Below are 11,618 nucleotides of genomic sequence, written 5' to 3'. Positions count from 1 at the left end.
CGCGCTGGCCCGCGTGACCGCGGTGCTCGCCGCGTACGGGGTGGACCTGACCAGCCCGTTCGCCGCCGCCCACCTGCAACCGCCGCCGCTGGCCGTGGCCGTCGCGGCCGACGCGCTGGCGAGCGCGGGCAACGCGTCCCTCGACACGTACGACTCCGGACCGGCGGCGCTCGCGGTGGAGCGGTGGGTGGTGGCGGCGCTGGCGCGGCTGGCCGGGTTCGGCGCGGACGCCGACGGCGTGTTCACGCCCGGCGGCACGCTGTCCAACCTGACGGCGCTGCTGCTGGCCAGGGACGCGGCGGCGGCCCGGCGCAGCCTCGACGTGCGGTCCGACGGCGTGGCCGCGTTACCCGAGCCCGCGGTGTTCTGCTCGGAGCTCGCGCACTTCTCCGTCCAGCGGGCGTGCGCGGCCCTGGGGATCGGCGAGCACGCCGTGCGGCCCGTGTCGGTGGACGCGCACCGGCGGATGCGGCCGGACGCGCTGGCGGCGATGCTGCGGGCGGGCGGCACGCCGGTCGCGGTCGTGGCGACGGCCGGCACCACCGACTTCGGCTCGGTCGACCCGTTGGCGGAGGTCGCCGCGATCGCCCGCGACCACGGTGCGTGGCTGCACGTCGACGCGGCCTACGGGTTCGGCGCGTTGTTCTCGGCCAAGCTCGCCGGGCTGGTGGACGGCCTGGCGCTGGCCGACTCCGTCACGGCGGACCTGCACAAGATCGGCTGGCAGCCGGCGGCGGCGAGCGTGTTGCTGGTGCGGTCGGCGTCGGCGTTCGGGCCGTTGGAGCGGTCGGTGGCCTACCTGAACCCGGAGGACGACCGGGCCGAGGGCTACGACGGCACGCTGGGCCGCACGGTGCAGACGACGCGTCGGCCGGACGCGGTGAAGGTGGCCGCGACGCTGCTCGCGCTGGGCCGGGCCGGTCTGGGCGCGCTGGTGGACCGGTGCCACGAGCTGGCCGGGCACGCCGCCGCGCTGATCGCCGCCGACCCGTCGTTCGAGCTGGTGGGCGGTGCGACGTTGACCACGGTGGTGTTCCGGTACCGGCCGGCCGACGAGGCGCGCAGCGACGAGGTGAACGCGCGGCTGCGGCGGGCGTTGCTGCGGGCGGGCGAGGCGTTGATCGGGCGCACCGAGGTGGACAAGGCGACGTGCCTGAAGTTGACCCTGCTGAACCCGGACACCCGGGAGGCGGACCTGGTGGCGCTGCTGGCGCTGGTCCGCGCGGCCGGATCGGCCGCGGAACGCTTGGTGGAGGGAGCGGCATGAAGGCGGAGGACCCGTTGGGGGGCGACCCCCGGTCGACCGCGGCGCACGCCCACCTGGAGGCGTTGTTGCGCTGCTGGGTGCGGGAGCGGAACGTGCCGGTGGGTGGTGGTTCGGGCGATGCCGGCGGCTCGGGCGGTGGCGGTGGTTCGGCCGGCTCGGGCGGTGGCGGTGGTTCGGCCGGTCCGAGCGGTGCGCGCGGTGCCGGTGGTGCGGGCGGTCGGGTGCGGATCGACGTGCTCGGGCTGCCGCTGGAGGCGGAGGTGCGGTACGCGTCGCCGACCGGGTGGCACCGGTTCGGGCCGGTGACGCTCGCCGGTCGTCCGGCGGACCCGGTGGTGGCGGTGGCGCTGGTCGGCGCGGAGTTGGCGAACCAGGCGGCGGCCGACCAGGCCGGACCCGACGAGGCAGGACCCGACGAGGCAGGACCCGACGAGGCAGGCACGGACCGGGCAGGCACGGACCGGGCGGACTCGGCACCGGCGGTCGCGGACCTGGTGGAGCGGACCGCGGAGTCCGTGCGGCGGGTGGCGGAGTTCGTCGCCTTCCGGCGGCGGGAGCCGGTGGGGCCGGCGGACCGGTTCCTCGACAGCGAGCAGCGGTTGCTGCTCGGGCACCTGCACCACCCCGCCCCGAAGAGCCGGGACGGGCTGTCCGACGCCGACAACGCCCGGTACGCGCCGGAGCTGCGCGGGTCGTTCCCGCTGTTCTGGTTCTCGGCCGCGGAGGAGGTCGTGTCGCACGGCTCGGTCGCCGGGCCGGACGCCGTCACGTTGATGTCCACGCTGGCCGGGCGCGCGCCGGAACGCGGACGGGTGCTCGTGCCCGCGCACCCGTGGCAGGCGCACGACCTGCTGCGCCGGCCCCGCATCGCGTCGCTGATCTCGCGCGGGCTGCTGGAGCCGCTCGGCGAGTTCGGCCCGGCCTGGTCGCCGACGTCGAGCCTGCGCACGGTGTACCGGACCGGCGCGCCGGTGATGCTGAAGCTGTCGCTCGGCCTGCGGATCACCAACTCGCGCCGCGAGTCGACCGCGACGGAGCTGCGCCGCGGCTCCGAGGTCCACCTGCTGCTGGAGTCGGGCTACGCGGCCGGGACGGAGAAGGCGCACCCCGAGTTCAGCGTCGTCCGCGACCCGGCGTGGCTCGCGGTGGACGAGGGCGGCGACGTGACCGGGCTGGACGTGGCCGTGCGCGAGGTCCCCGACGACCTCGGCGACTCCCGCTGCCTGGCCGGCATGGTCGCGCCGCGGCCCGGCATCGGGCGCTCGCTGCTAGGCGAGCTCGTGCTGCGCCTGAACGCCGCCGAGTGGGTGGCCGACTACACCGACCGGGTGCTCGTGCCGATGCTGCGCCTGTACGCGGAGACCGGCATCGGGCTGGAGGCCCACCAGCAGAACACGCTGGTGCGGCTCGACCCGGCGGGCCGGGTGGTCGGCGGGCGGTACCGGGACAACCAGGGCTACTACCTGGCGTCGTCGCACCTGCCCGCGGTGCTGGACCGGCTCGGCGTGGCCGAGTCGACGCTGGCGGTGGTGGACGACGCGGTGGTGGACGACCGGCTCACCTACTACCTGCTGCGCAACCAGGCGTTGGCGGTGATCGGCTGCCTGGGCGTGGAGGGGCTGGCCGACGAGCGGGACCTGCTGGGCGTGATGGCGTCACGGCTGGAGGCGGCGCTGCCGGCGCTGGCCGAGGCCGGTCCGGACGGCGACCGGCTGGCCCGGCGGTGGCTCACCGCGGACCTGCTGCCGTGCAAGGCGAACCTGCTGACCCGGCTCGCGGGCATCGACGAGGTGCTGGCGCCGCTGGACGCCCAGTCGGTGTACTTCGACGCCCCCAACCCGTTGCGGGAGGGCAGGTGCGCCCGGTGACCCACCTCGACGACTACCGGCCGGCCGACGACCTGTCCGGCGTGCCCGGTCCCCCGCTGCCCGTGCTGACGGACGGCTGGCACGCCCGCGCCGTCGACCCCGACAGCCGCGACCTCGACGTGGTGCACCGCTGGATGCAGGCGCCGCACGTGGCCGCGTTCTGGCACCAGGCGTGGCCGCGCGACCAGTGGGAGGCGGAGCTGCGCCGCCAGCGCGGGGGCAGGCACTCGCTGCCGGTGCTGGTCAGCAAGCGCGACGACCCCGTGATCTACCTGGAGGTGTACCGGGCGGCGCGGGACGTCGTCGCCGAGGTCTACCCGGCCCGCGCGCACGACCTCGGGCTGCACGTCGCCGTCGGCGACCTGGGGATGACCGACCGCGGGCTGGTCCGCACGCTGCTGCCGGTGCTGACCAAGGCCCTGTTCGACGCCGACCCGCACTGCACGCGGGTGCTGCTGGAGCCGGACGTGCGCAACCGGCGGGCGATCGCGTCGTTCCGGGCGGGCGGGTTCGAGCCGGTGGGCGAGGTGCTGCTGCCGGACAAGGTGGCGTTGCTGATGGTGCGGACCCGATGACCGCCGCCGGGCCGGTCGCGGACGTGGTGGCGATCGGGTGCGGCCCGTTCAACCTCGGGCTGGCCGCCCTCGCGTCCACTGTGGACGACCTGGACGTGGTGGTGCTGGAGGCGCGGCCGGAGTTGCGCTGGCACAGCGGGGTGATGTTCCCCGACGCCGTGCTCCAGGTCAGCTTCCTGGCCGACCTGGTCACGCTGGTCGACCCGACGCACCCGCTGTCGTTCCTGGCCTACCTGCGGGACGCGGACCGGCTGTACCCGTTCTACGTGCGCGAGCGGTTCCACCCGACGCGGAGCGAGTACGAGGACTACCTGCGGTGGGCGGCGGCCCGGCTGCCGGTGCGGTTCTCGCACCCGGTGACGTCGGCGCGGTGGGACGGCGACCGGTTCGTGGTGTCCGGCGAGCGGTTCGAGGTGGCGGCCCGGCACCTGGTGCTCGGGGTCGGGACCACGCCGTCGGTGCCGCCCGCGCTGGCCGGGCTCGGCGACCGGGTCGTGCACACCGCCGACTACCTGCACCGGACCGCGTCGGCCGACCGGGTGACCGTGGTGGGCTCCGGGCAGTCGGGCGCGGAGGTGGTGCTGGACCTGTTGCGGCGCAACCTGTCCGGCGGGCCGGCGGTGACGTGGCTGACCCGCACGCCGGTGTTCGCGCCGCTCGACTACACGAAGCTCGTGCTGGAGATGACCACCCCGTCGTACGTGCGGCACTTCCACTCGTTGCCGCAGGAGCGGCGGGACGCGGTGCGGGCCGAGCACTGGCGGCACTACCGGGCGATCTCGGCGGAGACGCTGGAGGAGCTGCACGACCTGCTGTACCGGCGGGAGTGGGAGCACGGGCTCGCGCCGGTCGAGCTGCGGCCCGGCGTCACCGTGGAGTCGGCCGCCGCGGACTCCGGCGAGGTGGTGCTGACGTGCGTGCACCGCGACACCGGGCGGACGTTCCGCCATCACACCGACCTGGTCGTCGCGGCGACGGGGTACCGGCAGGCGCCGACGCCGTTCCTCGCGCCGCTGGAACCGCTGGTGCGCCGCGATCCCCAGGGCCGGTACGTCGTCGCGCTCGACCACTCGATCTCGCTGGACCCGTCGGTCACCGGACGGGTGTTCGTCGCCAACGCGGACCTGCACAGCCACGGCGTCGCCGCGCCCGACCTCGGCATCGGGGCGGTGCGCAACGCGACCATCGTCAACGCGGTGACCGGCCGCGAGGTGTACCCGCTGCCGAAGCACACCGCGTACACGAGCTTCGGCGCCCCGAACGACGAGGCAACCGGGAGACGACGGTGACCGACCTGTGGCGCGAGTGCTCGGCGGCGTTGCTGGCGAAGGCGATCGGCGAGCTGTGCTTCGAAGGGCTGCTGCGGCCCGACCCCGGCTACGAGCTGCGGTTCGACGACGTCGTCTACACGTTCTCGGCGACGCGCACCGCGTTCGGCGGGTGGGCGGTGGAGCCGGGGTCGGTCCGGCGGGCGGCGTCGGGCATTCTCGGCGACGCGGTGGTCGAGCCGTGCGACGACGTGCAGCGGTTCGTGGTGGACGCGTTCCGGTTCCTGCGCGTCGACCCGGCCACGACCGCCGGGTTCCTGGCCGAGGTGACCGCGACGCTGGCCGCCGACGTGGCGCTGGCCGCGACCGCGTGGCCCGCGGCGGAGCTGGCGGCGTTGCCGCGGGCGGAGCTGGACGGGCACCTGACCGGGCACCCGTGGCTCATCGCGAACAAGGGCCGGCTCGGGTTCTCGGCGGACGACGTGGCGCGGCACAGCCCCGAGTCGCGGACGCCCGTGCGGCTGCCGTGGCTGGCCGTGCACCGGGGGCTGGCGGAGTTCCGCGGCACGTCGGAGCTGTCCGAGGACGGCGTGCGGGCGCGCGAGCTGGACCCGGCGACGGTGGAGCGGTTCACCGACGCGGTGCAGGAGGCGGGCGTCGACCCCGAGGCCTACGTGTGGCTGCCGGTGCACCCGTGGCAGCTGGACCACGTCGTGCGCACGCTGTGGGCGCCGGAGCTGGCGACGGGCCGGATCGTGGAGCTGGGCGAGGCCCCGGACTGGTACCTGCCCACCCAGGCGATCCGCACGATGTCCAATGTGGACTCGCCGGACCGGTACCAGGTGAAGCTGCCGCTGAAGGTGCTGAACACGTCGGTGTACCGGGGCATCCCGCCGCACTGCACGCTCGCCGCGCCCGTCGTGACGCAGTGGCTCGCCGGCCTGTGGCGGGCGGACAAGCTGCTCGGCGAGTGGGGCACGGACCTGCTGGGCGAGGTCGCGTCCGTGACCGTCCGGCACCCGCAGCTGTCGCGCGCGGGCGACGTGCCGTACCAGTGGTTGGAGACGATGGGGTGCATCTGGCGGGCGCCCGTGGCGCTGCGGCCCGGCGAGCGGTCGTGGTCGCTGGCGGCGCTGCTGCACGTCGACCGCACGGGCCGGCCGCTGGTGGCGGAGTACATCGGCGACACCGACCTGGCGGTGTGGTTCGCGGCGCTGCTGCGCGCCCTGTTCCGACCGCTGCTGCACGTGCTGTACACGTACGGGATCACTTTCAACCCGCACGGCGAGAACGTCGTCGTGATCACGGACGCGGACCACGTGCCGGTCCGCGTGGCCCTGCTCGACCTGGTGGACGACGTGAACGTGTCCGTGGAGCGGGTGCCGGCGCGCGGGCTGGAACCGGACGCCCACGACCCCGTGCTGCCGCGCAAGCCGTGGCCCGTGCTGCGGCAGTACATCGTGGACGCCCTGCTGGTCGGCGTGTTCCGCCCGCTGTCCCGCCTGCTGCCGCTGGCCGAGGACCGGTTCTGGGGCATGGTGCGCGGCGAGGTCGACGCCTACCGCGACCGCTTCCCCACCCTGGCGGACCGCGTGGACTCCGGCTCCCTTACCGTCCGCGACTTCCTCCGCTACCCGCTCAACGGCTACCGGATCACCCTCGGCTACCGGGACCTGACGGCGCGCCCGCCGGTGCCGAGGACCGGCACCCTCCCCAACCCGCTGCACGACGTGCCCCCGATCCCGCCGCCCGACGGCTGGTGAGGCACGCGCCACCGGCGAGGCTCGGCCGCCTCGCCCGGTATCCCCGGCCGGGCGAGGCGGCCGGAGTCCTAGAGGCGGGCCAGGGTGAGGTAGGCGAAGCCGAAGTGCCCGCGGTAGCCGTGGAGCCAGCCGTCGCGGTGGTCGTCGACGACGCGGCGGGTCTCGGCGGCGTCCGGGTGGTCCGGGTTCGCGAGCAGCCAGCGCTCCCGGGCGGCGCACCAGCGCGACTCGAAGCTGTCCCACTCGTCGGCGTTGGCGGTGGCCAGGTTGAGCAGGCGGTAACCGCGGGCCATCGCCAGGTCGACCAGCTCGGCGAAGGTGCCGAACTCCCCGTCGCCGAAGATCTCGACCGACCGCGCGTTCGGCGGCCGCTCCCAGAAGCCGTCGCCGAGCAGGAGCGTGCCGCCGGGCCGGACGCGGTCGCGCAGGGCGTCCAGCGTCTCCGCCGTGCCGCCCCACGCGTGGGACGCGCCCATGCTGATGGCCACGTCCGCGGGCTCGGCCTGCCACGTGGTGACGTCGGCCAGCTCCAGCGTGACGCGGGACCCCAGCCCCCTGGCCTCGACGTTCGCCCGGCCGCGCGCGATGGCGTGGTCGTCGCTGTCGACCCCGAGGCCGCGCGCGTTCGGCTCGTGCTCCACCGCCCGGAGCAGGAACTCGGCCCAGCCGCAGCCGTAGTCGACCACGGTGGCGCCCGCGCCCAGGTGGAGGCTGCCGATCAGCTCGTGCGCCTTCCCGTCGGAGAGCGGCGAGTTGAAGTCGAGGTAGGTGTGACCGTTGAGCGGGGCGTCCATCCGGCCATGATCGCCTCTTCGCGGTCTCGGGCATAACCGATTTCGCCGCGGTCGCGCAGCGCGCTCCGACAGCCCACGTGCCGGACGTCGTCTCCGGGCGAACACCCCCGACGGGCTACTCCTGACCGCGGACGACCTTGCGGAGCTTCGGGAGCCGTTCCGCGATCACGCGCTCGGCGCCGCGGCCGGTGGGCTCGTAGTAGTCGCGTCCCACCAGGTCGTCCGGCGGGTACTGCTGGGTCAGCACGCCCTCCGGCACGTCGTGCGGGTAGCGGTAGCCCCGGGCGTTGCCGAGCTTCGCCGCGCCCGCGTAGTGGCCGTCGCGCAGGTGCGCGGGCACGGAGCCGATCGCGCCCTTGCGCACGTCGGACATGGCCTCGCCGATCGCGGTCGTCACGGCGTTCGACTTGGGCGCGGTGGCGAGGTGGATGGTGGCCTGGGCGAGGTTCAGGGCGCACTCGGGAAGGCCGATGAGCTGCACGGCCTGGGCGGCGGCCACGCAGGTCTGCAACGCGGTCGGGTCGGCCATGCCGACGTCCTCGCTGGCGTGGATCACCAGCCGCCGGGCGATGAACCTCGGGTCCTCCCCCGCCTCGATCATCCGGGCCAGGTAGTGCAGCGCGGCGTCGACGTCGGAACCGCGGATCGACTTGATGAACGCGCTGGTCACGTCGTAGTGCTGGTCGCCCTGGCGGTCGTAGCGGACGGCGGCCTTGTCGACCGTCGCCTCCAGCGTCGCCAGGTCGAGCACCCCGCCCGGGCCGACCGAGTCGGCCGCGGCCTCCAGCGCCGTCAACGCGCGCCGGGCGTCGCCGCCGGCCAGCCGCACCAGGTGGTCCTCGGCGTCCGGCTCCACGGTGACCGAGCCGCCGAGGCCGCGTTCGTCGGCGACGGCGCGCTTGACCAGCACGCGCACCGCGTCGTCGGTCAACGGGCGCAGCTGCAGCACCAGCGACCGCGACAGCAGCGGCGAGACGACGGAGAAGAACGGGTTCTCCGTGGTCGCCGCGACGAGCAGCACGATCCGGTCCTCCACCGCGCCGAGCAGGGCGTCCTGCTGGGTCTTGGAGAACCGGTGCACCTCGTCGATGAACAGCACGGTCGACTCGCCGGAGCGGACCAGGCGGCGGCGGGCCTCCTCGATGACCGCGCGCACCTCCTTCACGCCCGCCGACAACGCGGACAGGGCGGCGAACCGTCGGCCGGTGGCCTGCGACACGAGCGTGGCGAGGGTCGTCTTGCCGGTGCCGGGAGGGCCGTAGAGCATGACCGAGGCGGGCGACGAGCCCTCGACCAGCCTGCGCAGCGGCGCGCCGGGACCGAGCAGGTGGTCCTGCCCCACGACCTCGTCCAGGGTGCGCGGGCGCATCCGCACGGCCAGCGGCGCGTTGGCGGCGATGCGCGCGGCCTTCTCCTCCGGGTCGACGCCGAACAAGCCCTGGTCGAACAGCCCTTCGTTCACGTGTTCGACTGTAGCTCGCCCGTGCACAACCGCTGTCCGAGCGTGCAACGCCGGTTCCGCCGCAGGTCACCTCCGGTGCAGGGTGGCGGCATGAGCAGGCTGAGCCCGGAGCAGATCGCCCGGCACGCGCACGACGCGGGGTTCCGCGGGCAGGACTTGACGATCGCGGTGGCGGTCGCGCTGGCCGAGTCCGGCGGTGACCCCCGTGCGCACAACGCCACCCCGCCGGACAACTCCTACGGGCTGTGGCAGGTCAACATGCTGGGCTCGCTGGGCCCGGCGCGGCTGCGCGAGTTCGGGCTGGACTCGAACCGGGAGCTGTTCGACCCGGCGGTGAACGCGCGGGCCGCCAACCGGATCTCCGGCGACGGCCGGTCGTGGACGCCGTGGACCACGTACACGAGCGGCGCCTACAAGCGGCACCTGGACGAGGCGCGGCGGGGCGTCGAGGCGATGAAGCGCGGCGGGTCGCGGGGCGGCTCGGGTGGCGGCGGGGGTGGCGGCTCGCGCGGCGGTGGTCCCCGCGGCGGCGGCTCCGGGGGCGGCGGGTTCTCCGTCGACGTGGGCGTGCTGCGCGACTACGCCCGGCGGACCCGGAACACGGCCGACGAGCTGACCGCCCTCGGACGGCGGCACGTGCGCGAGGTGCGGGAGATCGCCGACGACAGCTTCGGGCGGATCGGCAGGCAGTCCGGGTTCGCCGACGCGCTGGACAACTTCGGCGCGGCGCTGCGCAAGCAGGTCAAGGCCGTCGCGCACAACACCGACGCGCTGGCCACGTCCGCCGGCCGCTCGGCCAGGGCCTACCGGGACCAGGACGACGACACGGCCCGCTCGCTCGGCGGCGGACGCCTCATCAGCGGTGGAGGGGAAGGGTAGTGGACACCCGAGCGATGGCCCGGCACTTCGCCGAGAGCATGATCGGCCACCGGAACTCGTTGGCGGGCAAGGTGGAGGACGCGGTGAAGGCGCAGTACGCGCTGCACCAGACCGCGTCCGCGCTCACCGACCGGCACGAGGACCAGCACAAGGCCGCCCGGACCGTGCTGGAGCACTGGAAGGGCGACAACTCCGAGGGTTTCGAGAAGCGGTCCGGCCGGCTCGGCCGGCAGCTGCGCGTCACCGCCGACGCGGCGCGCGACGCGGAGAAGATCGTCGCCGGCGTGTCGAGCGCGCTGGCCACCGGGCACGCGCGGGCGCGGCAGGCCGTGGACGAGTACCTCGACCAGGCCGTGCGGCTGCTGGACGCCGGGGTGGCCGTCGGCACGCGGGCCGCGCTGCTGAAGGCCGTCGCGGCGGCGGCCGACCTGGAACCCCGGTACACCAAGGAGACCACGGCGACCGTGCGGCAGGTGCGGGCCGAGCTGGTGGACGCCGCCCGCAAGCTGCGCGCGCTGGAGAAGGACGTCGAGCACGACGGCGTCGCGGACGGCCGCCCGGACCGCGCCCGGGGCCGCACCCGCCCGTCCAACGTCCGCGCCCGGGGCCGGTCCCGCACGATCATCTCGGCGGCCCGGCGCGAGCTGGGCACCCGCGAGAACCCGCCCGGCAGCAACCGCAACCCGTACGGGCCGACGGCGGCGTGGTGCTCGTCGTTCACCACGGCGATGTGGCGCAAGGCCGGGGTGGACATCCCGATCCTGCCGTTCACCGGCGACGTGTACCGGTGGGGGCAGCGGCGCGGCAAGGCGTACACGAACCTGAGCGCCGCGAAGCCCGGTGACGTGCTGCTGTTCGGCAGCGGGCCGAGCAGCCCGTCCACCAGCACGCACATCGGGATCGTGGAGAAGGTCTCGAACGGGACGGTGACGTTGATCGAGGGCAACTCGGGCGACAGCGTGCGGCGCAACACGCACAAGCTCAGCTCGGCCACGTTCTACGGCGGGGTGCACCCGTGATCACGGCGCACGCGCAGGACCCGGACCGGGGCATCTCGGTGGAGGTCGGTCCCGGCGGCGGGCTGCGGGACCTGGTGCTGGACGCCCGGTCGCTGCGGCTGGGGCCGTCGGGGTTGGCGAACGCGATCCTGGGCCTGGTCGACACGGCGACGGCGCGGGCGAACGCGCGGGCCCGGTACGCGGTGGGCGACGACGTGGCGGCGCTCGGGCTGGACGTGGAGGCGAAGCTGGTGGAGTCGGTGGAGGAGACCACTCCCGAGACGTGGCGGGTGTGATGGGGCTCGGTGAGCGGTTGGACGCGGTGCGGCGGACGGCTTCGGCGTCGGGCGTGGCGGTGGTGGTCGACCTGCACGGCAAGCTGGTCGACCTGTCCTTCACGCGGGAGGCGCTGGACCTGCCGCCCGGACGGCTCGCGGCGATCGTGCGGGAGCTGGCCGAGGAGGCCGCGGCGGCGGCGTTGGCGGAAGGGCTGGCGGTGGTGGGCGAGGTCGTGCCGGCGGAAGCCTTGGGTTGACGTTCCGGAGTGGTGACGTGGGGCCGGGTGCCGGGGCGGTACTGCGGCGTGATGACGCGGGCGGGGTCCGCGTCACCACGCGTCTTCCGACAGCTTCGGCTGGTGCACCGGCTCCTCGTCCGCCGGGCGGGGCGGCGCGGCCGGCGCGGCGGCCACGTGCGGCGGCGCCGGCAGCCACTCGGGCAGCTCGTCGATCACCCCGGCGTCGA

The 11,618-nt window shown here is 74.9% G+C and carries 11 protein-coding genes; 9 read left to right on the top strand and 2 right to left on the bottom strand.

Translation table 11 applies throughout. The features are described 5' to 3' along the window. From ACFQ3T_RS29095 to ACFQ3T_RS29075, 5 genes are all read left to right on the top strand, one after another. Positions 1 to 1,267 (top strand): pyridoxal phosphate-dependent decarboxylase family protein (locus tag ACFQ3T_RS29095; protein WP_380728004.1); only part of this gene is annotated, 1,267 nt, incomplete at its 5' end. Beyond that, complete coding sequence (locus tag ACFQ3T_RS29090; RefSeq protein WP_380728002.1) at positions 1,264 to 3,135, top strand: IucA/IucC family protein; 1,872 nt, start codon at positions 1,264 to 1,266, stop codon at positions 3,133 to 3,135. The genes ACFQ3T_RS29095 and ACFQ3T_RS29090, both read left to right, overlap by 4 nt. After that, the gene (locus ACFQ3T_RS29085; RefSeq protein ID WP_380728000.1) at positions 3,132 to 3,710 is read left to right on the top strand and encodes a GNAT family N-acetyltransferase; all 579 of its coding nucleotides are present in this window, start codon (positions 3,132 to 3,134) and stop codon (positions 3,708 to 3,710) included. The genes ACFQ3T_RS29090 and ACFQ3T_RS29085 overlap by 4 nt, the downstream gene beginning before the upstream one ends. Further along, positions 3,707 to 4,999: a lysine N(6)-hydroxylase/L-ornithine N(5)-oxygenase family protein gene (locus ACFQ3T_RS29080; RefSeq protein ID WP_380727998.1), complete on the top strand. Its 1,293-nt coding sequence runs from the start codon at positions 3,707 to 3,709 to the stop codon at positions 4,997 to 4,999. The genes ACFQ3T_RS29085 and ACFQ3T_RS29080 overlap by 4 nt, the downstream gene beginning before the upstream one ends. Continuing rightward, positions 4,996 to 6,741: an IucA/IucC family protein gene (locus tag ACFQ3T_RS29075; RefSeq protein ID WP_380727996.1), complete on the top strand. Its 1,746-nt coding sequence runs from the start codon at positions 4,996 to 4,998 to the stop codon at positions 6,739 to 6,741. Before ACFQ3T_RS29080 ends, ACFQ3T_RS29075 begins: the two co-directional genes overlap by 4 nt. Positions 6,742 to 6,809: 68 nt before the next feature. Here the strand turns inward: ACFQ3T_RS29075 and ACFQ3T_RS29070 are convergent, their stop codons facing one another. Together ACFQ3T_RS29070 and ACFQ3T_RS29065 are read right to left on the bottom strand one after the other, a co-directional pair. Next, the gene (locus ACFQ3T_RS29070; protein WP_380727994.1) at positions 6,810 to 7,535 is read right to left on the bottom strand and encodes an SAM-dependent methyltransferase; all 726 of its coding nucleotides are present in this window, start codon (positions 7,533 to 7,535) and stop codon (positions 6,810 to 6,812) included. 115 nt (positions 7,536 to 7,650) lie between these two features. Beyond that, positions 7,651 to 8,970, bottom strand: a complete 1,320-nt coding sequence (locus ACFQ3T_RS29065; RefSeq protein ID WP_447009983.1) for a replication-associated recombination protein A — start codon at positions 8,968 to 8,970, stop codon at positions 7,651 to 7,653. Positions 8,971 to 9,087: 117 nt separating this feature from the next. Here ACFQ3T_RS29065 and ACFQ3T_RS29060 point away from each other — a divergent pair, with 117 nt between their 5' ends. Genes ACFQ3T_RS29060 through ACFQ3T_RS29045 form a run of 4 tightly spaced genes read left to right on the top strand, consistent with a single transcriptional unit; the run spans position 9,088 to position 11,409 of the window. Further along, entirely contained in the window at positions 9,088 to 9,876 is a 789-nt protein-coding gene (locus tag ACFQ3T_RS29060; protein ID WP_380727990.1) for a type VII secretion target, read from the top strand. Then, positions 9,876 to 10,895 carry a CHAP domain-containing protein gene (locus ACFQ3T_RS29055; RefSeq protein ID WP_380727988.1) on the top strand — a complete coding sequence of 340 codons (1,020 nt, stop codon included), beginning with the start codon at positions 9,876 to 9,878 and terminating at the stop codon, positions 10,893 to 10,895. Before ACFQ3T_RS29060 ends, ACFQ3T_RS29055 begins: the two co-directional genes overlap by 1 nt. Continuing rightward, positions 10,892 to 11,170, top strand: coding sequence for a YbaB/EbfC family DNA-binding protein (locus tag ACFQ3T_RS29050; RefSeq protein ID WP_380727986.1), 279 nt, complete (start codon positions 10,892 to 10,894; stop codon positions 11,168 to 11,170). Before ACFQ3T_RS29055 ends, ACFQ3T_RS29050 begins: the two co-directional genes overlap by 4 nt. Next, positions 11,158 to 11,409: a hypothetical protein gene (locus ACFQ3T_RS29045; RefSeq protein WP_380727984.1), complete on the top strand. Its 252-nt coding sequence runs from the start codon at positions 11,158 to 11,160 to the stop codon at positions 11,407 to 11,409. Before ACFQ3T_RS29050 ends, ACFQ3T_RS29045 begins: the two co-directional genes overlap by 13 nt. Positions 11,410 to 11,618: the final 209 nt, after the last annotated feature.

Origin of the sequence: Saccharothrix hoggarensis, assembly GCF_042678885.1 — a bacterium.
GTDB classification, from domain to species: Bacteria; Actinomycetota; Actinomycetes; order Mycobacteriales; family Pseudonocardiaceae; genus Actinosynnema; species Actinosynnema hoggarensis.
This window is presented reverse-complemented; position numbering and strand designations above follow the sequence as displayed.

Coding starts and splice junctions, on each gene's coding strand:
- ACFQ3T_RS29090 (WP_380728002.1), top strand. CDS start 1,264: ATGAAGGCGGAGGACCCGTTGGGGGGCGACCCCCGGTCGACCGCGGCG.
- ACFQ3T_RS29070 (WP_380727994.1), bottom strand. CDS start 7,535: ATGGACGCCCCGCTCAACGGTCACACCTACCTCGACTTCAACTCGCCG.
- ACFQ3T_RS29060 (WP_380727990.1), top strand. CDS start 9,088: ATGAGCAGGCTGAGCCCGGAGCAGATCGCCCGGCACGCGCACGACGCG.
- ACFQ3T_RS29080 (WP_380727998.1), top strand. CDS start 3,707: ATGACCGCCGCCGGGCCGGTCGCGGACGTGGTGGCGATCGGGTGCGGC.